At 67.7% G+C, this 21,122-nt stretch carries 20 protein-coding genes and 3 pseudogenes; 14 read left to right on the top strand and 9 right to left on the bottom strand.

What is annotated here, in order from left to right:
• Window position 1 precedes the first annotated feature (1 nt).
• From CCL05_RS00290 to CCL05_RS00275, 4 genes are all read right to left on the bottom strand, one after another.
• On the bottom strand, window positions 2-379 hold the full coding sequence (locus CCL05_RS00290; protein WP_086558412.1) for a nuclear transport factor 2 family protein: 378 nt from the start codon (window positions 377-379) through the stop codon (window positions 2-4).
• A 48-nt stretch (window positions 380-427) separates the two neighbouring features.
• Window positions 428-1,501, bottom strand: coding sequence for a maleylacetate reductase (locus CCL05_RS00285; protein ID WP_086558411.1), 1,074 nt, complete (start codon window positions 1,499-1,501; stop codon window positions 428-430).
• Complete coding sequence (locus CCL05_RS00280; protein WP_086558410.1) at window positions 1,498-2,391, bottom strand: intradiol ring-cleavage dioxygenase; 894 nt, start codon at window positions 2,389-2,391, stop codon at window positions 1,498-1,500. Before CCL05_RS00280 ends, CCL05_RS00285 begins: the two co-directional genes overlap by 4 nt.
• Window positions 2,392-2,463: 72 nt before the next feature.
• Complete coding sequence (locus CCL05_RS00275; protein ID WP_158102405.1) at window positions 2,464-3,645, bottom strand: iron-containing alcohol dehydrogenase; 1,182 nt, start codon at window positions 3,643-3,645, stop codon at window positions 2,464-2,466.
• A 190-nt stretch (window positions 3,646-3,835) separates the two neighbouring features.
• Here CCL05_RS00275 and CCL05_RS00270 point away from each other — a divergent pair, with 190 nt between their 5' ends.
• The 8 genes from CCL05_RS00270 to CCL05_RS00235 all read left to right on the top strand — a co-directional run bounded on the left by CCL05_RS00270 (window position 3,836) and on the right by CCL05_RS00235 (window position 12,946).
• Window positions 3,836-4,732: a LysR family transcriptional regulator gene (locus tag CCL05_RS00270; protein ID WP_086558409.1), complete on the top strand. Its 897-nt coding sequence runs from the start codon at window positions 3,836-3,838 to the stop codon at window positions 4,730-4,732.
• Window positions 4,733-5,503: 771 nt separating this feature from the next.
• Window positions 5,504-6,361, top strand: a complete 858-nt coding sequence (locus CCL05_RS00265) for a sugar phosphate isomerase/epimerase family protein (RefSeq protein ID WP_086558408.1) — start codon at window positions 5,504-5,506, stop codon at window positions 6,359-6,361.
• Between the two features lie 116 nt (window positions 6,362-6,477).
• The gene (locus CCL05_RS00260) at window positions 6,478-7,278 is read left to right on the top strand and encodes an SDR family NAD(P)-dependent oxidoreductase (protein ID WP_086558407.1); all 801 of its coding nucleotides are present in this window, start codon (window positions 6,478-6,480) and stop codon (window positions 7,276-7,278) included.
• 139 nt (window positions 7,279-7,417) lie between these two features.
• Window positions 7,418-8,440, top strand: coding sequence for a zinc-dependent alcohol dehydrogenase (locus tag CCL05_RS00255; protein WP_086558406.1), 1,023 nt, complete (start codon window positions 7,418-7,420; stop codon window positions 8,438-8,440).
• Between the two features lie 121 nt (window positions 8,441-8,561).
• Window positions 8,562-9,563, top strand: coding sequence for a sugar ABC transporter substrate-binding protein (locus CCL05_RS00250; protein ID WP_158102404.1), 1,002 nt, complete (start codon window positions 8,562-8,564; stop codon window positions 9,561-9,563).
• The gene (locus CCL05_RS00245; protein WP_086558404.1) at window positions 9,560-11,122 is read left to right on the top strand and encodes a sugar ABC transporter ATP-binding protein; all 1,563 of its coding nucleotides are present in this window, start codon (window positions 9,560-9,562) and stop codon (window positions 11,120-11,122) included. Before CCL05_RS00250 ends, CCL05_RS00245 begins: the two co-directional genes overlap by 4 nt.
• Entirely contained in the window at window positions 11,119-12,165 is a 1,047-nt protein-coding gene (locus CCL05_RS00240) for an ABC transporter permease (RefSeq protein ID WP_086558403.1), read from the top strand. Before CCL05_RS00245 ends, CCL05_RS00240 begins: the two co-directional genes overlap by 4 nt.
• A gap of 64 nt (window positions 12,166-12,229) precedes the next feature.
• Window positions 12,230-12,946 (top strand): SDR family NAD(P)-dependent oxidoreductase, encoded by a 717-nt coding sequence (locus tag CCL05_RS00235; protein WP_086558402.1) that lies wholly within the window; start codon window positions 12,230-12,232, stop codon window positions 12,944-12,946.
• Between the two features lie 141 nt (window positions 12,947-13,087).
• On the opposite strand, the gene CCL05_RS00230 is transcribed toward CCL05_RS00235, so the two are convergent.
• A complete protein-coding gene (locus CCL05_RS00230) occupies window positions 13,088-14,110 on the bottom strand; it encodes a LacI family DNA-binding transcriptional regulator (protein WP_086558401.1) in 1,023 nt (340 codons plus the stop codon).
• A 109-nt stretch (window positions 14,111-14,219) separates the two neighbouring features.
• Between CCL05_RS00230 and CCL05_RS00225 the strand changes: the two genes are divergently transcribed.
• Entirely contained in the window at window positions 14,220-15,398 is a 1,179-nt protein-coding gene (locus tag CCL05_RS00225) for a phytanoyl-CoA dioxygenase family protein (RefSeq protein ID WP_086558400.1), read from the top strand.
• A 16-nt stretch (window positions 15,399-15,414) separates the two neighbouring features.
• The gene (locus CCL05_RS00220; protein ID WP_086558399.1) at window positions 15,415-16,176 is read left to right on the top strand and encodes an SDR family oxidoreductase; all 762 of its coding nucleotides are present in this window, start codon (window positions 15,415-15,417) and stop codon (window positions 16,174-16,176) included.
• 104 nt (window positions 16,177-16,280) lie between these two features.
• Here the strand turns inward: CCL05_RS00220 and CCL05_RS00215 are convergent, their stop codons facing one another.
• Complete coding sequence (locus CCL05_RS00215) at window positions 16,281-16,754, bottom strand: nitroreductase family deazaflavin-dependent oxidoreductase (RefSeq protein WP_086558398.1); 474 nt, start codon at window positions 16,752-16,754, stop codon at window positions 16,281-16,283.
• 35 nt (window positions 16,755-16,789) lie between these two features.
• Window positions 16,790-16,921, bottom strand: a pseudogene (locus tag CCL05_RS00210) (transposase family protein); the annotation flags it as partial.
• Between the two features lie 169 nt (window positions 16,922-17,090).
• Here CCL05_RS00210 and CCL05_RS00205 point away from each other — a divergent pair.
• Window positions 17,091-17,669 carry a TetR/AcrR family transcriptional regulator gene (locus CCL05_RS00205; RefSeq protein ID WP_086558397.1) on the top strand — a complete coding sequence of 193 codons (579 nt, stop codon included), beginning with the start codon at window positions 17,091-17,093 and terminating at the stop codon, window positions 17,667-17,669.
• Between the two features lie 54 nt (window positions 17,670-17,723).
• On the opposite strand, the pseudogene CCL05_RS47360 reads toward CCL05_RS00205, so the two are convergent.
• Window positions 17,724-18,109: pseudogene (locus tag CCL05_RS47360) on the bottom strand (helix-turn-helix domain-containing protein); the annotation flags it as partial.
• A 91-nt stretch (window positions 18,110-18,200) separates the two neighbouring features.
• On the bottom strand, window positions 18,201-18,737 hold the full coding sequence (locus tag CCL05_RS00195; RefSeq protein WP_158102403.1) for a TetR/AcrR family transcriptional regulator: 537 nt from the start codon (window positions 18,735-18,737) through the stop codon (window positions 18,201-18,203).
• Window positions 18,738-18,951: 214 nt separating this feature from the next.
• Here CCL05_RS00195 and CCL05_RS00190 point away from each other — a divergent pair, with 214 nt between their 5' ends.
• The 3 genes and pseudogenes from CCL05_RS00190 to CCL05_RS45780 all read left to right on the top strand — a co-directional run bounded on the left by CCL05_RS00190 (window position 18,952) and on the right by CCL05_RS45780 (window position 20,922).
• Window positions 18,952-19,707: an MBL fold metallo-hydrolase gene (locus CCL05_RS00190; RefSeq protein ID WP_158102402.1), complete on the top strand. Its 756-nt coding sequence runs from the start codon at window positions 18,952-18,954 to the stop codon at window positions 19,705-19,707.
• Between the two features lie 263 nt (window positions 19,708-19,970).
• Window positions 19,971-20,300 (top strand): annotated as a pseudogene (locus CCL05_RS47355) (SDR family oxidoreductase); the annotation flags it as partial.
• 61 nt (window positions 20,301-20,361) lie between these two features.
• Complete coding sequence (locus CCL05_RS45780; protein ID WP_244204100.1) at window positions 20,362-20,922, top strand: Rossmann-fold NAD(P)-binding domain-containing protein; 561 nt, start codon at window positions 20,362-20,364, stop codon at window positions 20,920-20,922.
• The last annotated feature ends 200 nt before the right edge of the window (window positions 20,923-21,122 follow it).

Raw genomic sequence — 21,122 nt, 5'->3', positions numbered from 1 at the left:
GTCAGACCTGCTTGACGGTCGGCTGGTAGGCGAGGAACTTCCAGGTGCCGTCCGCTCGCGTCCACACGGCGAGCGAGCGGTTCGACAGCTGCTTCCGAACGCCTCCGGCGGTCAGGTCGGCGTTCATCTCGCCGATGACGACTGCGGTGTCCCCGACCACGGTGATCGTCTCGATCGGGTGGTCGATCCGGTGGTAGATGTAATACCCGCTCTTGCACTTGTCCAGGTACGAAGTCAGCGTGTCCAGGGCCCCGTTGGAGTGGGTGTAGGAGAGGCCGTGGTGAGCGAGTTCGGCGAAAGTGTCGAAGTCCTGGTTGACGATGGCGTCGAAGCGCCGGTTCTCCAGGGCACGGATGATTGCCGCGTCATCTGCAGTCATGAGTGGTTCCTTCGGTGCGGTCGGTGCGTGAGTGAGAGGCAGAGCAGGTCACGAGGTCGGCGGTTCGCCGGCCCAGGCGCGGCTCAGGAGGCGCGTGAGGCCGTCCTCGGTGACCTGCCGCGGGTTGGCGTACGGCTGGGCCAGCGCCTGCTCGACGATCCGGCTGATGTCGTCTTCCTCCATGCCGAGTTCACGCAGTGAGCTCGGGGCGCCCAGGCGCCGGGCGAGCTCCCACAAGGTCGTGGCCGGATCGGAGACCTGGCCCAAGGCCCACTGGAGTGCGGAGACGGCGTCGGGGGCGGCGGGCTGGTTGTAGGCCAGGGCGTACGGCAGGACGACGGTGTGGGTCTCGGCGTGCGGCAGGTCGAGCGTGCCGCCGAGGGCGTGGCACAGCTTGTGGTGCAGGGACATCGTGGTGGCGCCGAGACAGGCCCCGCACAGCCACGCCCCGTACTGGGCCTCGGCACGTGCCTGGATGTCCTTGCCATCTGCGACTACGGCGGGGAGGGCGGCGGCGAGCGAGCGTACGCCTTCTTCGGCCATCAGGCTGATGATCGGCGAGGCGTCCGGGGCGTAGAGGGCCTCGACGGCGTGCGCGATCGCGTTCATTCCGCTGGTCGCGGAGACAGTTGCCGGAAGGCTCAGCGTGAGTTCGGGGTCGTAGAGCACGCTGACGGGCAGGACCCGTGGATCCTTGCCTGTGCGCTTGCGACCGTCCTCGGTCAGCCCCCACACAGAGGTCATCTCCGAACCGGCGTACGTCGTGGGTACGGCGATGATCTTCAGGCCGTGTTCCAGGGCGATGGCTTTGCCGAGTCCGATCGCCGATCCGCCGCCGACCGCGATGCAGCCGTCCGCGCCCAGTTCCGCCGCCCGGTCGCGGGCCGCGGCAGCGGATTCGAGCGGAACGTGCATGCGGGCGTGTGGGTGGACTCCCACGGCACGCTCGCCGATCATCTGCGCGACGGTCTCGCCGAGTTCCTGCTGCGGCGGGGAACACAGGACGAGGACGCGCTTGAGTCCGGCCTTGTCGATCTCGTCGGCCAGCTGGCTGAGCACGCCGGGTCCCATGACCACGCGCATGGGCAACGACTGGTAGGTGAAGGTGCGGGCCTGGCTCATCGCTTGGCCTCCTGGCCGTCGTCGCTGAGGAGGGTGATGTCGAAGTGGACGGCGCGGTACGGGTTGTCGAAGCCGAGTTCGGCCGCGCGGACGGGGTCGTCGACCTGGGCGAAGTCGCGTACGAGGCTTTCCTTGACGCCGAAGACCACGTCGGAGCCCATATAGGGGCAGTCCCGCACGAACAGGTGGGTGATCAGCGGCCGGTGGCGCTGGGCGTTCACCAGGAAGTGCAGGTGCGCCGGCCGGTTCGGGTGGCGGTGCGTCGCCTCGAGCAGGCGGCCGACGGGACCGTCGACGGGGATCGGGTAGAAGCGGGGGACGATGGAGCGGAACCAGAACTCGCCGTTGTCGTCGGTGGTGAACAGGCCACGGAGGTTGCGCTCGGGCTGGATGCCGGGCTGCTGTACGTCGTAGAAGCCCTCGGCGTTCGCCTGCCAGACGTCGACGGTGGCGTTCGCGATCGGGTCGCCCTTCTCGTTGGTGACACGCCCGGTGACCAGGCACTGCTCGCCCTTGCCGTCCAGGGCGATGAGGTCGCCGGGCTGCCTGGGTGGTGACTCGACCATGTGGAACGGGCCGAGGACGGTGGACTCGGTGGCGAGTTCCAGGGAGCGGTTGTTGATCGTCTCGACCAGCATGGAGACACCCAGTACGTCCGACAGCAGGATGAACTCCTGCCGGACGTCGGTGCAGGCCTGACCGGTCTCGGTGAGGAAGGCGATGGCCGCTTCCCACTCCTCGTTGGTGAGGTCCACGTCCTTGACGAAGTCGTGCAGATGCCGGACGAGGGAGCCCAGAACCTGCCGCAGTCTCGGGTCCGTGTCCGAGCCGAAACTCTCGACCACGATCTCCGCGGACCTGTCCTCGGTGAACAGCGAAGGCGCACTCATGGGACCCTCCCGACCTTTCATACGTAACGTGTGCGTCTGGCGCCCCGATGGGGCTTGCGTCGTCGAGCCGTGTCAGGGGCCGACGGGTGTACGCCCGTGGTAGGCGTTCTCCACGACGAGGGTGAGGACCTCCGGCTCCAGCTCGGCGTCCCGCGCGGCCGTCTCGTCGCGCCGCAGTGCCTCCAGGGCGGCGTCCAGCCCGTCGAGTCCCATCCCCAGCTCCCGCAGGCTCCGCGCGGCGCCGACCTCGTGGGCGAGTTCGGTGATGCCCTGCACCGCGTCATTGCAGCCGAGGGCTTCAGCGACACGAGCGAGAGCCAGCGGCCGCTTCACACGGGTGGCCGCCAGCAGATGCGGCAGGAGGACCGGGCGTACATCGGCGTGGCGCAGTCCGCAGACTCGTTCCACGGCTTCGCAGAGTGCGCGATGGGGTCCCGGAGGGGTCACGGCGAGCGAGCTGGCGGTGAGGTATCCGCCGTACTGGGTCCGGGACCGGCCGACCAGGCCGTGGGGATGCAGGATCGCGTCCGGCATGCCATCGGCGATCTGACGGATCCCTTCCTCTGCCATCATCGCGGCGACCGGACTCGCATCCGGCGTGCACAGGACGTCCACGCCGTACGCGAGCGCGCGCATCGCGGATCGGGCGGTGACGTGGTCCGGAAGCCCGACGGTGAGAGCCGGGTCGTAGATCACCACCCTCGAGGCCGCCGGTGACATGTCTGCGGCGGGTTCGCTCCTCCCTGGAGACAGCGGCGGGGTGCCCGACGGGGAAACGAATTCCGCACCGGCGTACGAGGTCGGCAGGGCGATCAGGGGGAGTTCCGCACGCAGCGCGGCCTGTCTGGCAGCGTGGATCACCGCACCGCTCCCGATCGCGACCATGCAGTCAGCCTCCTCGCGCGCCGCGACTTCGTACGCCCGGGAGATCTGCCCCACGACCGACCGGCTTCGCGAGAACGCCAACGGCTGCGCGCGCCCACCCGGCATCGCCGCCGTGAGTGCGCCGGCCACGGCTTTCTGCGAGGCGGAGGCCATGACGAGGACCGCCTTGGCGCCGAGACGGTCGAGTTCCGGCTGCACAGACGTACGGTGAGCATCGACCGCGAACACGACCCTGACCGCGTGCACGTCATGGGTGAAGCCCGCGACGACCTCCGACATCGATCTCGCCGTCACGAGAACCTTCTTCCGGTCGGCGCCGCACGGTCGCCACGGGGCCTCCGGTACGAGAAGGGAGTTGATGGTGAGCATGAAACTCCCTCCTCGTCTGTGCCTCTGCCCGGGGGACGGACCGCCTCCGCGCTCCTGTGAACGTTGCGTCACATGGTTGTCGTGCAGTATTGATCCTGTCCAATACTCGTTTTGCCTCTGATCTATACGACTGACGACTACATCACGCCCGGCGCTCCCGGCACCGAGCGACTGAGGGCGGATCACACGAATGGAACTGCGACAACTCCAGTACTTCCTGGCCGTGGCCGACGAGCTGAACTTCAGCAGGGCGGCGGACCGGCTCAACATGACTCAGCCGCCTTTGAGCGCTCAGATCCGCCAGCTTGAGGAGGAGCTCGACGTGGCCCTCTTCGAGCGGACCACGCGCAAGGTGAAGCTCACGGCGGCAGGCCGTCACTTTCAGAAGAGCACGCAGGAGCTGTTGAGCCAGCTGGACACGAACATCGTGGACGCGAGGAGAGCAGCGAAAGGCGAGTGGGGCAGGCTGGCTCTGGGCTTCGTTCCCTCCGCCACCATCGAAACCCTCCCGCCCATCCTTCGCGACTTTCGGGCGAGGTTCAGCAATGTGCGCCTCGACCTGCACGAACTCACGCCGGAGCGGCAGGTCTCCGGGCTGCGGGACGGATCACTGGACTGCGCCTGCTTCTACCTTCCGTTCGCCGAGATGCATCCGTTCGGTGACCGGAACCTCAGGTCCGCGGCCATCTCCAGCGAACCTCTGGTGGCGGCGCTTCCACCTGGTCACAGACTTGCGGCGCAGCGGAAGATCCACGTCGGCGAGCTTGCCGAGGAACCGTTCGTGACGGTCAGCGGCCACACCGGCCAAGGGCTGCGCGAGATCATTCAGGAGCAGTGCCGTCGGGGCGGATTCGCGCCCCGCGTCGTTCAGGAGGCGGCCCTGATCCAGACCATCGCGGGGCTGGTGGCCAGCGGGGTCGGCGTCGCACTCATTCCCGCTTCGGTGCGTCGCATCCAGAAGATCGGCGTCACCTACCGTGCGCTCCAGAATGATCCCCTCAGCGTCGAGATGGGCCTCATCTGGATGCGGGAGAACAACAGCCCGGTGCTGACCGGCTTCATCGATGGAGCAACGCGGGCCGGATGACGTCCTGTGCCCCATGTCGCAGCCGACTCGACGCCGGCAGTGTGGAGCCTGTCAAAGACGGCGGGACGGACCGTCCCCGAGGACGACCTCGACGGCAGCCCTCCCGCCGAGTGCGATGAGCTCGATGGCCTTCTCCTGCAACATCGACTCCGTCCAGGGGCTCTCCGGCCACGGCCGGCGCCCCCGCGCGGCGCGTGGTCCGACGGTATGTCTCGAGCAGGAGACACTCCCGCTGTGTGGCCTGCTCCGATATCCGCCCCTCAATGGCGACCCCTGCCTTGCGCATCAGGGCCTCTGTCTCAGGACCGGCGTCGGCCGCTTCGCCGGCGAGGTCGACGACGCCCGTTCGTACCGACCACATTCTCGGCGAGGGAGAACCCCGGCGCGGCGGCGAGGGCGTCACGGCGTCGCCTTGCGAAGGCATCTCCGACGCGGCACTGGATCTATTTGCCAGCCGTATAAATCGCTCGAATAACAAGTATTGGACAGTCTGAGTAGCGGGCCCAAGTATGTAACGCAGAGTTTACGCCGCTCCTGCCCAGGCTTGTCGCATAAGACCCAATAATGCCCATTGGTGCCGAGTCGTTCAGTCCCGCCTTGACCGGCCACAGTCAGCGTGCGGCACGACGTGATGGCGCCCCGAGGCCCCCACCTGCACAAACGGACATTCCCCGCCTCGCCGAATGCCTCGATGCCAGGCACCGCCCTCGATGGGGCGAACAATCTCCGCCAACCAGGTAATCGCCGAGTATCAATCGAAAGGAACTGACCTTGAGCACCTACGAACTCATTGCAGCCTGCTGGGTCACCGCGGGAGACGCGCCCGCAGGGGCGGAAAACGACCGCAGCCCGCTCGGCGTCCGCGAGCGCATCGAGGCCGCGGGCCGCGCCGGCTTCAAGGGCTTCGGTATCGGCCACCTCGACCTGCTCGACGCGGAGCGAACCGTCGGCTTCCCGGACCTGAAGCGGATGCTCGCCGACAACGGCATCGAGCATTTCGAGATCGAGTTCCTCATGAACTGGTTCACCACAGGTGAGGACAGGGAACGCTCCGACAAGATCCGCGCCGACATGCTCCGCGCGGCTGAAGCGGTCGGGGCCCGCCACATCAAGTGCGGTGACCACACCGGCGCCAAGATCAGTGTCGACCGGCTCGCCGAGAGCTTTGCCGGCTTGGCCGCCGACGCCGCTGAGGCGGGCACACGTCTCGCTCTCGAGCCGATGCCCTTTGGCGCGATCAAGACCCCCCAGGAGGGACTGGAGGTGGTCCAGCGGGCCGGGCACCCGGCGGGTGGACTCCTGATCGACATCTGGCACACGCAACGTGCCGGCGTCGACTTCGCCACCCTGGCCGATTTTCCGGCCGAGCACCTGACCAGCATCGAGCTCGACGACGCACCGGCCACCTGGGAGGGCGACCTTCTGGCGGACACCTTCAACGGCCGACGCCTGTGTGGTGAAGGCGAGTTCGACGTGGCCGGCTTCGTGGACGCCATCAAGAGCACCGGCTACCAGGGGCCTTGGGGCGTGGAGATCCTGGGTGCGGAGTATCGCAAGCTGCCCCTTGAGGAGGCGGTGAACGCGGCCTACACGACCACTCTGTCCTTCCTCGACCGGCCCGCCGGCTGAGCACGCCGGGCCGATCCGCGTCGCCATGGCCCGATGTGCCTCCTCCTAGCCCAGGCCTGTGCCCTGCGGCCTGACCGCGCCTCACCAAACCGCACCCGCCTGGACGGATGACTCACATGGATCTGCAACTGAACGGCCGCCAGGCCCTGGTCACCGGTGCCGCCACCGGCATCGGCCGCGCCACCGCGGAACACCTGGCCGCCGAGGGCTGCAGGGTTGCCGCGCTCGACATCGATGAGACGGCGCTGCACGAACTCGAAGAGGCCGCTGGGGAACTTGCCGGCTCGGTCGTCGCCGTACCGGCCGACCTGTCGAGCGCGGCGGGGTGTTCTGGAGGAGCGGCCCAGGCCCTGGAGGCACTCGGCGGCCTGGACATCCTCGTGAACAACGTCGGCTCGGGTGCCGTACGGCACTTCGACGCCCTCACCGACGATGACTGGCAGCGCACGCTTGATCTGAACTTCATGAGCTGCGTGCGCATCACCCGCGCGTGCCTGCCCACGCTGCGCAAGGCCACCTCCGGCGTCATCGTCAACAACGCCTCCGACCTGGCGCGCCAACCCGAGCCGGTACCTGCGGATTACTCCGCCAGCAAGGCCGCCGTCCTCTCCCTGACCAAGTCACTCGCACGAGCGGAGGGGCCGGCCCTTCGGGTCAACGCCGTCGCTCCCGGCCCGGTCTGGACACCGTTTTGGACGAAACCCGGCGGCTTCGCCGAGACCTTCGGGGACGTGCACGGCATGGAACCGATGGCCGCGGTCGAGCACGAGATGAGCCTGCGCCAGCTGCCGTTGCGCCGCCTCGGCACGCCCGAGGAGGTCGCCCGGGTCATCACCTTCCTCGCCAGCGATGCCGCGAGCTTCGTGACCGGGTCGGTGTGGGGCGTGGACGGCGGCAGCGTACGCAGCCTGCTCTGACCGTGACACCCGCACCGCCCTGCCGGTCGGCGGCGACCGAAACCTGAACCGAACCCGCCCTTCTCCCCAGTGCATAGACGGAGACCACCATGATCACCGCATCCCGCGTACGGACGAACGCGACACATGGGGCCGCGTCGTGAAGGCGGTCGTGCTCTCACCGGACCGCAAGCTCGCGCTGGAGGACCGGCCGGTCCGGGAACCCGGCCGGGGCGAAGTACTGATCGCCTCGGAGTACTGCGGTATCTGCGGCACCGACCTGCACGCCGCCGAGCTGGACCTCTTCGCGCCGCCCGTCACGATCGGGCACGAGTTCTCCGGCACGATCGCCGCGATCGGGCATGGTGTCACCAGCTGGAATGTCGGCGACCGGGTGGCGGTGAACCCCAACGGGAACATCTGCGGCGTGTGCGAGGCATGTCGCGCCAGCCGCACCAACCTGTGCAAGTCAGCGGTCTTCGACAACGGCCTCGGCGTCCGCCGTGACGGGGGCATGGCCGAGTACGCCACGATCCCCGCGGTCCACCTGCACCGGCTGCCCGACTCCGTCGACAGCAAGCGCGGTGCGTGGACCGAGCCGCTCGCCGTCGCGAGCCGCGCCGTACGCGGATCAGGCATCCGACTCGGCGACTCAGCCGTGGTCATCGGAGGCGGCCCCATCGGCCTGCTGACCGTGCAGTTGTTGCGGCGCGCCGGTGCCGCGCGGATCGACGTCATCGAACCGTCCAGCTTTCGCCGTGACGTCGCGATGCGGCTCGGCGCGGATGCGGTCTATACCCCGCAGTCGCTCGACGAGGCCGTCGCCTCCAGAGACTTCCGGCCCGTCGACCGAGTCTACGAGTGTTCTGGGCACCCAACCGCGGTACAGACCGCGATCACCTTGATCGCGCCGGGCGGGAGGGTCCAGTTGATCGGGGTCGCCGCGGCACCGGTCGCGTTCTCCGCGATGGACGCGCTCATCAAAGAAGTGACCATTTCGGCGAACTTCATCTATGTCGAGGAGTTCGACCATGCCATCGAGCTCCTGCGCCGGGACGCTGTCGACGTCGTCTCGCTGACCTCGACGGTCGTGACGCTCGATCAACACGAGGCGGCGTTCGCCGCACTTCGAGAGCCTGAATTCACCATCAAGGCACTGATCAAGACTGGAACCGCCGCTTGACCGCCTTATCCATCATCCGCACAGCCCGTCCCCGGAAAAGAGGCCCCAGATGTCCCCGCTCACCCACCCCAGAACCCTGACGACCGCTCGCGGCAGGCGCCTTGCAGCAATATGCCTGAGCGTGGCCCTGATCGGCGGCGCCACGGCATGCAGCGCCACCGGCCCCACCGCCGCCGGGGCTGCGAAGGGATCGAAGATGCAGCTCGGGCTGTCCATGCCGACGCTCAACACCCCCTTCTTCACGGTCCTGGTCAAGGAGGCGACAGTCCAGGCGAAGGCCCACGGCGGCAAGGTCGTGCAGACGACGAACGCCAACCGCGACGCCAGCCAGCAGGTCAACGACTTCCGTAACCTCATCGCGGCCGGCGCCAACGTGATCCTGGCCGGCGTGGTCGACCGGTCGGCGATCCAGCCCGCTCTGGACTACGCGAAGAGCCAGAACGTCCCGGTGGTCATCGTCGACGACGCCCCCGCCGCCGGAGACGTGTACGCCGTCGTGAAGGCGGACAACGAGGCGATGGCGGCCCAGGCCGCGGACGTACTGGCGGCCAAGGTGCCCAAGACCGGCAAGGTCCTGGAAGTCATGGGCGGTCTGACGACCACCAACGGACAGGACCGCAAGACCGGCTTCGACAAGGAGTTCAAGAAGAAGGCTCCCGGCGTCAAGGTCATCCAGCAGTCCGCCGAGTGGGACGGCCCGAAGAGCGCGAACGTCATGTCCGCCGTCCTCAGCGGCACTCCACAGCTGAACGGCGTGTTCCTGGCCACCGACACTCTCTACTACGAGCCGGTCGCCGCGACTCTGAAGGCCCGCGGGCGCCTGACTCCCGCGGGGCAGTCCGGACACCTGCCGATGGTCGCCATCGACGGCGGCGTGGAATCGCTCAACGCGATCCGCAAGGGCTACCTGGACGCCACCGTCTCGCAGCCCGTGCTCGACTACGCCAAGTACGGCGTCGACTATCTCCAGGACGCGCTGGACGGCAAGAAGATGAAGGCCGGGGCCACCGACCACGACAGCACGGTCGAGAAGAACGGCTCCTACTTCATCGACGAGCTGCCCGCACCCGTGGTGACGAAGAAGAACGTCGACGACTCCACCCTGTGGGGCAACAGGTCATGACGATACCCAACCACACCGCTGACGCGCACGACCTGCTCGGCGCGGGCGAAACCATCGTGGATATCAAGGACGCCGTCAAACGGTACGGAGCCACTACGGCACTCGACGGGCTGTCGCTCACCGTGCGGCGGGGCGAGTCTCACGGACTCGTCGGCCGCAACGGCGCCGGCAAGTCCACCCTGGTGTCCGTCCTGACCGGGCTGAACGAGATCGACTCGGGCAGGTTCTTGCTGGGCGGCACCCAACCGCCACCGCGCTCGGACCGCAAGGCCTGGCTGTCCGCAGTCAGTTGTGTCTACCAGCACCGCACCCTCGTACCCGGCCTCAGCGTCGCGGAGAATCTGTACCTGGGCACGTACCAGAACAAGCAGACGATCTCCTGGAGCGCGCTCAACAAGGCCGCAGCCGAGGAACTCGAGAACTGGGACATCCCCATCCCGCCGACGAAGAAGGTCATGGACCTCGGCGTCGGCGAGGCCCAGATGATCGAAATCGTACGAGCCCTCAGCCATGGCTCACGGTTCGTGATCCTGGACGAACCGACCGCCCAGCTCGTCGCCGGCGAGATCGACGCCCTCATGACCCGCGTCAACCAGCTGCGCGAACGCGGCGTCACGTTCCTGTTCATCTCCCACCACCTGGATGAAGTCCCGCAGGTGTGCGACGCGGTGACCGTGCTACGCAACGGCAGGGACGTCCTGAGCGGAGATGCGCACAAGCTCACCACCTCCGACATCGTCTCCGCGATGGTCGGCGACGAGGGCTCTGGCACTGTCCTCACCGGCAAGAAGCAGATCGTCCGCCCGCCACTGCCCGATGACGCACCCGTCGTGCTCGACGCCGCAGTCAACGTAGACGGCTATCAGGACACGATGGAGCTGTCGCTGAGGGCCGGCGAGGTTGTCGGCCTGGCCGGGCACCTGGGATCGGGCACCCGCAGCCTGGCCCTGACTCTGGCCGGACACAACCGCGGCTGGAAGGGCTCGATCACGGTCCAGGGCAAACCGGTGCCCCGTACTTGGGACCCCTACACGGCAGTGCGTACCGGTGTCAGCCTGTTGCCCGAGGACCGCATCAACACGGGCCTGGTCGGCGGGATGTCCATCGAGGACAACATCACCATGCCGGCCTTGAAGAAGCTGACCAAGCGCGTCCTCCTGGACCGCCGTGCCCGGCGCCGGTTCGCCGAGACCAACCGCACCGACCTCGGCGTGAAGTGCTCCTCCGTGGCCCAGCCCGTGGGCGAGCTCAGCGGCGGCAACCAGCAGAAGGTCTTGCTGGGCTCGGCACTGAGTACCGATCCGGCCGTGCTCGTCCTGCTGCACCCCACCGCAGGCGTCGACATCGCCTCCAAGGCCACGATCCTCGACATCGTCGAGCAACGACGCAAAGAGGGACTGGCCGTTCTCCTGGTCAGTGACGAACCGGAGGAACTCGCCTTCTGCGACCGGATCCAGATCTGGGTCCGCGGCAGGAAGACAACGGAAGGAAGCGGCATGACCGAGAGCGAACTCGTCGCCGCCATGGAAGGCTCCGAACTGTCCAGCGAGGAATCATGAGCACCAGCACCCACCACAACGACGTCGCCCCGCCCAAGCGCGGCACCTCACCTGTCGCCGCACATCCCGCCCGGGGCCGCACCCTCGCGGACTTCCTCAAGCCCGAATGGGCCGTCCTTCCGGTCCTCGTGGTCGTCATCGTCATCGGCGCGGCACTGAACCCCACCTTCCTCTCCTACAACAACATCTACGGCATCCTGCAGCAGACCAGCGAACTGGCCGTCCTCACCATGGGCCTCACGCTGGTGCTCATCACCGGCAAGTTCGACCTGTCACTGGAGTCGATCTTCGGGCTGGCGCCGATGGTCGCGGCCTTCTGCTTCCTGCAGGCCGCCGGCGGCAGCCTCGGGCTCATGAACTCTCCCATCGTGGCCCTCCTCGCCGTCTTCGTCGTGGGCGCGCTCATCGGAGCGTTCAACGGCGTGCTCGTCGTGCGCCTGAAGTTCAACGCCTTCATCGCCACCCTCGCCACGCTGATCCTGCTGCGCGGCGTCAGCCTCGGGCTGACCCACGGCGCCACCCTGTCCGGACTGCCGTCGGTGATGACCATCCCCGGACAGGCCAGCGTCGCGCAGCTGCCGTTGTCGTTCCTCATCGCGCTGGTGGTACTCGTGGCCCTGACGCTGTTCCTCTCCCGGCACCGCGTCGGACGGATGCTCTACGCGGTCGGCGGAAACCCGCAGGCAGCCCGGGTCGCCGGCATCCGGGTGGAACGCGTCATCATGGGCGTCTTCATCGTGGGAGGCGTGCTCGCGGCACTCGCCGGCCTGCTGCAGGCCGGACGCATCGCCTCCATCCCGTCGTCGCTCGGACAGAACCTCATCTTCAACGCCTTCGCCGCCGCCGTCCTCGGCGGTGTCAGCCTCAACGGCGGCCGCGGCACTGTGGCCGGGGCCTGCGGCGGCGTCCTGCTGCTGGTCCTCATCCAGAACGTGCTCGTCCTCTCCAACGTCCCCGCGTACTGGATCAGCGCCACCACCGGCGGAATCATCCTGATCGCCCTGCTCATCAGCAAGATCAGCGGAGCAGACAAAGGCGCGTAGGCGACACCTGTAGCGGTCCGCGCGGCCGGGCCGCTACAGGAACCAGATTCCCCAGGAGCAGCCAGTGAGACTCGAACGCAAGATCGCCGTGATCAGTGGCGCGGCGGCCGGGATCGGAAAAGCCACCGCCGAGCGGTTCGCCGCCGAGGGCGCGCAGGTCTACGCCGCGGACTTCGCCCACACCTCCCCCTACGACGAGGGCACCATCCACCACCGCCCGCTCGACGTGCGAGAGCTCGCGTCGTGGGAAAGGCTCGCGGCGGAGGTCGCAGACGCCGGGGGCGCCGACATCCTGGTCAACAACGCCGGCACGGTGGGAACTTACGCGGGCATCACCGACATCGACCTCAAGGACTGGGACAACATCATCGCGGTCAACCAGACCGGAGTGTTCTACGGCATGCGGACCTTCATCCCGCAGATGACGAAGACCGGTGGGTCCGTGGTCAACGTCTCCTCCATCTGGGGCGCGGTGGGGGCAGCGGGCGTCGCCGCCTACACCGCATCGAAGGGAGCGGTCACGCAGATGACGAAGAACGCGGCGCTCACCTACGCCGGACACAAGGTCCGCGTGAACTCCGTGCACCCCGGACTCATCGCAACCCCCATGATCGATGGGCAGGACCAGGCCGTCTCCGACACCGTGATCGCAGCAACACCTCTCGGACGGATCGGACAGCCCACCGAGGTGGCCAACGTCATCCTCTTCCTGGCCAGCGACGAGGCCTCCTACGTGACCGGGTCGCAGTACATGGTGGACGGGGGGTACACGACGGCATGACCGGCCAGGGCCCGGACCATACACGGGCGGCCAGGTTCCCTTGACGTGAACCCGGCCGCCCGCCCCGAACGCCCAACGTGAGGTCCAGCCTGAAGGCTGCTCGCTCACACCGGCCGCTTCATCCGAGGTACGTAACGGTCGTCACGCGGGTGGCAGGTTGAACGGCGTGACCACCTGGATCGCCGAGGGCAGGGGCGGGCCGTCGTCCGGCAGTGCCTTGTTGGCGCGCATGACGGTCTGGCAAGCGCGGCGCACGTCCTGGCGCAGGTCGTGGTGAAGGACCGCGGAGAGGCGGCGCTCGCGCAGGAGACGAGTGTTGTCGTGGTCGAGGTCGTGGGCGATGAAGACGGCACACGGCCTGCCCAGCGCGTCGAACGCGTCCAGCGTGGCGAAGTTGCCCCCTCCCATTGAGTAGACCGCGACGATGTCCTCGTCGCGCTTGAGCGCCTCGAGCACCAGGTCGTGCTGGGTGGCGTCCAGGCCGTCGCTGTCGGTGACCTCCATCAGGGAACGCCTGGGCTGCGCGAGGCGCATTGCACTGCGGAATCCCATTTCGCGTTCCTCCTCGCCTCGGAAGGAGCCCCGGCTGATGGTAGTGAGCACATTGCCGGGTCGGTCACCGAGCCACTGTTCGAGAAGGTAGGCGGCGGTGGCGCCTGCCGCGCGGTTGTCGATGCCGACGTAGGCCAGGCGCGCGCTGTGGGGCAGGTCGGTCACCAAGGTGACCACAGGAATGCCGGCCTCGGCCAGTCGCCCTACGGCGGCGGCGACCTCCGGCACGTCGGGAGCCTTGAGGATCACGCCGTGCGTTCCACGCTTGGCGATCTTGTCGAGGATGCCGGCCATCTCGTCGGGCGGGCAGGTCTCGCGGAAGTGGAAACGCGAGCGGACGACAGCGGGGTGCAGGGCAGACAGTTCGGCCTCCAGTGCTGCGCGTACGGCGGCGGAGAACCGCTCTGGTGCCTGCATCACGATGTCGATCATGAAGGTGTGGCTCCCGATTCGGACCTGGGTCTGCTGACGGTCCAGGTCTTTGATCGCTTGATGCACTTCCCTGATCGTGCTTTCGGTGACGCCGCCCCGGTTGTTGAGCACCCGGTCGACCGTCGCCGTGCTCAGCCCGGCCTGGCGGGCGATTTCCCTGATGGGGTAGGGGTGGCGCATGACGGTTCCCTGAAGATGATGATGGGCTTTTGATTTATTGCAGAGGATTGATTGATGGGCGTGATCCCTCAAGACTGACAGAAATGCAGGCACGGCGAAAGGACCCCGCATGTCCCTCACCACTACGCGATCACGGACTTGGCTGACCGAGGACGACTGCGATCTCGACGCGTTCCGCTCGCTCGTCGAGCAAGACACCGACCTGGCCGACCACCCTTCGGCCGAGCGGATCGAGCAGAACGTGCCCCTCTACGACAGCGACCGGCTCCGTAGCCTCACTGCCACCGCCGACGGCCGGCGCGAGGTACAGACCGAGCTGATCCGCGCGCTACTCGACGGACCCGGCATCGTGGTCCTCAATGGTGCCTTCCCCGATGCGACCGTCGTGGACCGGGCTTCCGAGGCCTTCACCGCGCTGATCGAGGAAGAGCGTGCGGGCGGGACCGCCCGCGGCGATCACTTTGCCAAGCCGGGCGCCAACGACCGAGTCTGGAACGCCCTCGACAAGGTGGCCGTACGAGCCCCCGAGGTGTTCGCCGACTACTACGCGAACGACATGCTGGCGCTGATCTCCGAGGCCTGGCTGGGCCCTGCCTACCAGGTGACCTCCCAGGTCAACGTCGTCAACCCGGGCGGGGCCGCGCAGAGCGTGCACCGCGACTACCACCTCGGTTTCCTCACCCAGGAACGCGCCGCCGCCTACCCGGCGCATGTCCACCGCCTCTCCCCCGTGCTCACCCTCCAGGGCGCCGTCGCCCACTGCGACATGCCCGTCGAGTCCGGCCCGACGCTCTACCTGCCGCACTCGCAGAAGTACGAGCCCGGCTACCTCGCCTGGCGACTCCCGCAGTTCGTCGAGTACTTCGACGCCCACCATGTGCAGCTCCCCTTGGCCAAGGGCGACGCGGCCTTCTTCAACCCCGCGCTCTTCCACGCCGCCGGACACAACCGTTCGGCCGACATCCGGCGCATGGCCAACCTGCTGCAGATCTCCTCCGCATTCGGCCGCGCCATGGAGACAGTGGACCGCGAGGCGATGGCGAACGCGCTCTTCCCGGTGCTGCTGCGGCGCAAGGCCGAGGGGGTTTCGCAGGACTGGCTGCGCCGCGTGGTCGCCGCCACCGCTGACGGCTACCCCTTCCCCACCAACCTGGACCTCGACCCCCCGGTCGACGGTCTCTCACCGCCCTCCCCGGCGGACACCGTCTGGCAAGCCGTAACCGAGGGCTGGACCCACGACCGACTTCGCCAGGAACTGCAGGCCGGTACCGAGCGCCGCCGCGGCTGAAAGGGACACAGCACTCATGGCACTTCTTCAGGACAAGATCGTTCTGGTCAACGGCGGCAGCCAGGGCGTCGGGGCCGGCATCGTGCGGGCTGCTGTGCGGGAGGGCGCGACCGTCGTCTTCACCGGCCGCCGGGCCGAGGTGGGCGAGAAGCTGGCTGCGGACACGGGTGCGCTTTTCGTGCAGGCGGACCTCGCCGATCCGGCGCAGGCACGCACCTCCGTCGCACGGACCGTGGACGCGCGCGGTCGTGTCGACTGCCTGGTCAACGCGGCCGGGCTGACGTCACGCGGCTCGCTCCTGGACACCACGCCGGAGTTGTTCGACCAGCACATGGCGATCAACCTGCGGGCGCCGTTCTTCTCGATGCAGGCAGCGGTGGCCGACATGAAGGCCCGCCAGGCGCCGGGCACCATCGTCAACATCGGCTCCAACTGCGCCCATGGCGGACCGCCGTACCTGGCCCCCTACTCCGCGGCCAAGGCCGGGCTGGCCGGACTGACCCGCAACGCCGCCCACGCCCACCGCTGGGACCGCATCCGCATCAACGGCCTCAACATCGGCTGGACGGACACCGAGGGCGAGGACGCGACCCAGCGCACCTTCCACGACGCTGGTGACGACTGGCGGGAGAAAGCCGCCGCATCCCAGCCCATGGGCAAGCTCGGACAGGTCGACGAGATCGCCGACTTCGTCGTCTTCCTGCTCTCCGACCGCAGCGGTGTGGTGACCGGCTCGGTCATCGACTGGGACCAGAACGTTTTCGGCGGCCAGGAGTGAACCGCCGCCCTTTGCCGGGCTGAGCCGCACCCACGTGTGCGTAGGCGGGCCATGGCACTGCGAACGCCATGGCCCCTCTTCGGATATGAACCAGCTGTGCCGCGTCAGTGCTCCTCGACCGCCGGCTCCAGAACGAAGACCGGGATCTCCCGGTCCGTCTTCTTCTGGTAGTCGGCATAGTCCGGGAACGCCTCGACGGCGCGAGCCCACCAGACGGCCTTCTCGCCCCCGGTCACCTCGCGTGCCACCATGTCCTGGCGCACCGGCCCGTCCTGAAGCTCCACCCGGGGGTCGGCCACCAGGTTGTGGTACCAGACCGGGTGCTTGGGGGCTCCTCCCATGGAGGCGACGGCGACGTAGCAGCCGTCGTGCTCCACCCGCATGACCGGGGACTTGCGGATCTTGCCGCTCTTCGCGCCCAGGGTGGTCAGGATGACGACAGGAAGGTCCCGCCCCGCCTCCGGACCCATCAGCTCGTTCAGCGTCGTTCCTTCCGTACCACCGGAGCTTTCGTACAGCTCCACCTGGTCACGTACCAACTGCATCGCGCTCGGCTCATACTCGCCTTCAAGTGGCATGTCGCCTATCTCCATACTGTCGAAGAGTCTTCGTTTGTGCTGGTCCCGACGCCGAAACCGGCCGCGAGCCGGGCATACGCGTGTCCGCACCGCAGGTGGGCCAGCACCAGCAGAGCCTGCCGGTCCGCCGGGAGCCGACGCCATCGGGTACCGAGCTCACGCCACCGTCAGCCAGGTTGGCAAAGGCTCAGTGGTGCGGAGTGACCCCTTATCCGTGTCACTAGCGTATCGAATATATCTAAACCTGCAACATTGGAGAATCAGTTAATGAGGTACCCGTAGCGTTCACGTATCCTCTACAAGGGAGCCGGGTAGCGAACCAGACAGGAGACAGACATGGGCCGAGCACTGCGGGCAGATGCCGAGCGCAGTGTGCGCGCGATTCTGGAGGCGGCCGAGCGGGTCCTCGCCCAGGACGCCGGCGCTTCCATGGAGCAGATCGCCGAGGCGGCGGGGCTGACGAGGATCACCGTTCACCGCCGGTTCGCGAACCGGCGGGCGCTGCTGGAGGCGCTCGCCGTCTCCGCGAAGCAGCAGATCATCGACGCGATCGAGGAAGCCCGGCCCGACTCCGCCCCCGCGCTCGTGGCGCTGTACCGGGTGACCGCGAACGTACTGCGGGTCAAGAGCACCTGGCGCTTCACCCTCAGCCACGCCACGGCCCACACCCCCGCCGCGGTCGCCCTCTGGGCCGAGATCGACGCGCACACCGTGAAACTCCTGAGCCGTGCGCAGGGAGAGGGACTGCTTGCTCCGGACGCCGACCTGGAGTGGACGCGGCAGGTGTACTACGCCCTCCTCAGCGAAGCCCTCGACAGGCCCGGCGCCGATCAGGCTCCAGCAGCGCAGGACCCGGACGCGCTGGCCGCGCTCGTCATCGACACCCTGCTGCATGGCGCAGGACCGCGAGGCTGAGTCACGGCAGCTCGGCGCATGCCAGGTCCCCTGTCGGCCACCAGCTACTGAGGTTTCCGCGAAGCACAGCCATGCGTCCTGGTCCCTCACCGTCTTTCCACCCGCGACCACGTCTCCTTGATCCACGTGGCCACGTCCAGCGCTGGTCCTGCGTCCAGCCGTGCGCGGCCGGCTCGTTCTCCAGCTCCACCGCCGGCCAGGCCAGCCACTCCGGCTTCATCCGTGACGGACGCCCGGACGGCCCCTTGGACCCCAGCGCCTGCACACCGTCTTCTCGACAGCGGGCATGCCAGGCATAGGCAGGCTTCCGAGAGACCCGTAATCGCCACGCGACCTGCGGCGGCGTCACCCCTTGCGCGAACAAATCGGCAGCATCGAACCGCACTTGCTCCCGCCGGGCCCGCTGCTTCGCCGACAGGCCCCCCATCGGGATACCGCATCCCCAGGAGCGAGTGGTACCGCCCCGCTTCCTCGCGGCCGCAGGGCGGTGGCCGACGGCGGTACGGAGACCGCGAAGTTCTGAGCTTGAGCTCAGCCCAGCTGTGCGGCGACGAGGGCGAGTGGTTCGCTGCTGCGTCGTGCGCGGGCCAGGATGACGGCTCCTTCAGCGGCGATCACCAGCAGGGTGGCGCGTGATGCGGCCTCGGCGGGCGCTACTCCGACCTGTTCGAGCCGGGCGGCCAGCGCCTCGCCCGTGGCGGTGAAGGCGGCCTCCGCCCGGTCGAGGATCGCGGGGTCGTGTCCGCCGGTCGTGATCCCGGCCATCGTGCAGCCGGCGCGGAAGTCCGTGCCTTCGACCACTCTGCGCCAGATGTCGATGTAGCCGGAGACCACGTCCTGCGGGGTCCGCGCGTCGATCGCGTCGATCTGGTCCTGCATCCACTGCAGGGAGTGGTCGACGGCGAGTTCGATCAGCTCGGCGCGGCCGCGGGGGAAGTGATGGTAGACGGAGCCGCGCGGTGCTCCGGTACGTGCGAGCACCTCGCGGGTCGACATGCCCTCAAGTCCTCGCTCGGCGATCAGCAGCCATGCCGCCTTGATCATTGCTTCACGCACGCCCTCTGACATGCAGGCCATTCTTTCTCATCGTGGACGGCCTCTGGACCGTCACCTGACTATGCTATGTTGCATAGCATAGTCGGGATGGTGGAAGCCTCCCCCACATTCGGAGGTATTCACCATGAGCTCAGACGCCCTCACTGTTGACGTGTACGTCGCGCCGATGCGTCCGTTCGCAGGTGCCCCCGCGCAGGGGCCGGGGGACGACCCGATGTGGTCGCCCATGAGCAGCACCCTGATCGCCGGCGCCGAGGAAGCCGTCCTCGTCGACACGCTCGTCACACTCGACCAGGTCGACGCGCTCGCCGAGTGGGTGCGCGGCTTCGGAAAGCGCGTCACCGGCGTCTACATCACCCACGGCCACCAGGACCACTGGATCGGCCTTTCCCGCATCCAGGAGCACTTCCCCGAGGCCCGCGGCATCGCCACCCCCGAGGTGGTCGAACGCGCCCGGTTCGAGGCCACCAACCCGGGACTGTCCGCCTACTGGAAGGCCATTTTCCCTGGCGAACTGCCGCAGACCGCGGTACTGCCGGAGCCTCTGAACGGCGACCGGTTCGAGCTGGAAGGCCAGATGCTGCGGGCAGTCTCGGTAGGCCAGGGCGACACCGAGTTCTCCACTGTCCTGCACGTGCCGTCGGCCGCCGCGGTGGTCGGGGGCGACGTCGTCTACAACGGCGTGCACATGATGACCGGGGAGACCGACGAGAAGAGCCGCGAGGCGTGGATCGCCAGCCTGGATGCCGTCGCCGCCCTGAACCCGAAGATCGTCGTCGCGGGACACAAGAGCGTCGGTGCACCCGACTTGCCCGAGAGCATCGGCGCAAGCCAGCAGTACCTGCGCGACTTCAGCCGCATCGTCAACGAGCAAGGCAGCGTCGAGGATGTCGTCAACGCGATGCTCAAGCTCCACGGTGACCGCGACAACCCCCGCGCCCTGTGGCACTCCGCCCGCACCGCCGTCGCCAAGCGAGGCTGAGCCGACTCGGCTGACGGGGAACGGCCACGGAGAACTCCAACTGCCACCCGGCAACTCCCGGCGCCGTCACACAGGTCTTCGGGATGTTGATGCGAGGGACTCCCGCCGTGGCGTACGGGCGGATGTTCGCGATCGCAATGCCGCTCTGGGTCTGAGACTGCTGCGGCTCGACACGGTCAGCCGTTGTTGGCGGTGTCGGCGCACTCCGCGCCCAGCCCAAGCCGTAACTAATGAGAGAAGGCAGATGCCGATATGAATGAAGTATCAGGGCCGCGGTACGTTCACTTAGCCGGACACCGTCAGGTCTGGACACCGCCCGTGCCCAGACCACGAGCCTCCAAATCGACTACGCGGACGCCGGCTCGATAGCGTCCGCTGTTGACGGCGCAAGCGTGCTGGTCGTCACCTTGGGTAGTTCCGAAGACCAAGCTGATCAGGAGATAGCGCTCATCGACGCAGCTGCCCACACCGGCGTCGAGCATGTGGTGAAGGTGAGTTCGTGGGCCTGGCCTTCCCCCATGCACCCACTCGACTGGCACCTGCAGGTAGAGGACCACCTCAGCAAGGTCGACATCGGCTACAGCCTGCTGCGCCCCATGACCTTCAGTGCAGTCATGGGCGCCCAGGGGGACTCTGCCCGCGAACCTCATCGATGTGCGCGATGTCGCAGATGTGGCAACCCATCTGATCCTGAGCGGCGAAGCGAGTTGCTCGGTCCGCAGGCCCTACCACCTCACCGGGCCCGACGGGCTGAGCATGGATGCCATCGCGGAGCACCTTTCGCTGGCGATCGGACGCACGGTGAACTACACGCATCGAACTTCCGACGAGCAGCGAGCGTTGCTGCTGTCACTCGGACTGCCCGACATGATCGTCGGACTCCTCGTCGGCATCGACGTCGAGGCCTTTGCGTCGGGCGCCAGCACCGAAAAGACCTCAACCGTTGAGGCCGTGCTTGGGCGGCCCCCCCCCGCTCTGTTCCTGGTCCACAACGCAACCACCGCCGCAGCCCTCGCGCCATTCGCCGGAGCGGCCCTCGCCACACCCCTCGGCGGCTACGGTCCGTCGCATCCCCGTAGGCCCGTGCAAGGCAGCCTGCCGTCGCCCTCTCCGGCTGAAGCCGTCGTGTGCGCCTTCGCGTCGACTCGAATGATTGACATGGCGACTGGGTTCGCTGTCAAAGGACACGAACTTCTGCGTCTGCCGCTCCTGTAGGGCCGCAAATTTCGTGTCGGAATTTCACGGCCGCGCCGGATGGAAGTCGGATCCGACGTGGCGCCGGGAACAGCCGGTCCGACCGCACGGTTGCATCGACCGAGGGACCGGCGCCGCACGGGTGGGGAACTAGAGGAGACCACAAGGTCGTCCGCCCCACCCAGGATTCGGGCCCAAGGATCGCGGTACGCCCGCCGCGC

It is taken from the genome of Streptomyces africanus, from assembly GCF_002150735.1.
GTDB classification, from domain to species: Bacteria; Actinomycetota; Actinomycetes; order Streptomycetales; family Streptomycetaceae; genus Streptomyces; species Streptomyces africanus.
This window is presented reverse-complemented; position numbering and strand designations above follow the sequence as displayed.

Bases quoted from the DNA above. Each gene is read 5' to 3' on its own strand.
- CCL05_RS00220 (WP_086558399.1), top strand. From the start codon at position 15,415: ATGGCACTTCTTCAGGACAAGATCGTTCTGGTCAACGGCGGCAGCCAG.
- CCL05_RS00230 (WP_086558401.1), bottom strand. From the start codon at position 14,110: ATGCGCCACCCCTACCCCATCAGGGAAATCGCCCGCCAGGCCGGGCTG.
- CCL05_RS00215 (WP_086558398.1), bottom strand. From the start codon at position 16,754: ATGCCACTTGAAGGCGAGTATGAGCCGAGCGCGATGCAGTTGGTACGT.
- CCL05_RS00260 (WP_086558407.1), top strand. From the start codon at position 6,478: ATGGATCTGCAACTGAACGGCCGCCAGGCCCTGGTCACCGGTGCCGCC.
- CCL05_RS00290 (WP_086558412.1), bottom strand. From the start codon at position 379: ATGACTGCAGATGACGCGGCAATCATCCGTGCCCTGGAGAACCGGCGC.
- CCL05_RS00225 (WP_086558400.1), top strand. From the start codon at position 14,220: ATGTCCCTCACCACTACGCGATCACGGACTTGGCTGACCGAGGACGAC.
- CCL05_RS00245 (WP_086558404.1), top strand. From the start codon at position 9,560: ATGACGATACCCAACCACACCGCTGACGCGCACGACCTGCTCGGCGCG.
- CCL05_RS00240 (WP_086558403.1), top strand. From the start codon at position 11,119: ATGAGCACCAGCACCCACCACAACGACGTCGCCCCGCCCAAGCGCGGC.
- CCL05_RS00270 (WP_086558409.1), top strand. From the start codon at position 3,836: ATGGAACTGCGACAACTCCAGTACTTCCTGGCCGTGGCCGACGAGCTG.
- CCL05_RS00205 (WP_086558397.1), top strand. From the start codon at position 17,091: ATGGGCCGAGCACTGCGGGCAGATGCCGAGCGCAGTGTGCGCGCGATT.
- CCL05_RS00195 (WP_158102403.1), bottom strand. From the start codon at position 18,737: ATGTCAGAGGGCGTGCGTGAAGCAATGATCAAGGCGGCATGGCTGCTG.
- CCL05_RS00190 (WP_158102402.1), top strand. From the start codon at position 18,952: ATGAGCAGCACCCTGATCGCCGGCGCCGAGGAAGCCGTCCTCGTCGAC.
- CCL05_RS00275 (WP_158102405.1), bottom strand. From the start codon at position 3,645: ATGCTCACCATCAACTCCCTTCTCGTACCGGAGGCCCCGTGGCGACCG.
- CCL05_RS00280 (WP_086558410.1), bottom strand. From the start codon at position 2,391: ATGAGTGCGCCTTCGCTGTTCACCGAGGACAGGTCCGCGGAGATCGTG.
- CCL05_RS00285 (WP_086558411.1), bottom strand. From the start codon at position 1,501: ATGAGCCAGGCCCGCACCTTCACCTACCAGTCGTTGCCCATGCGCGTG.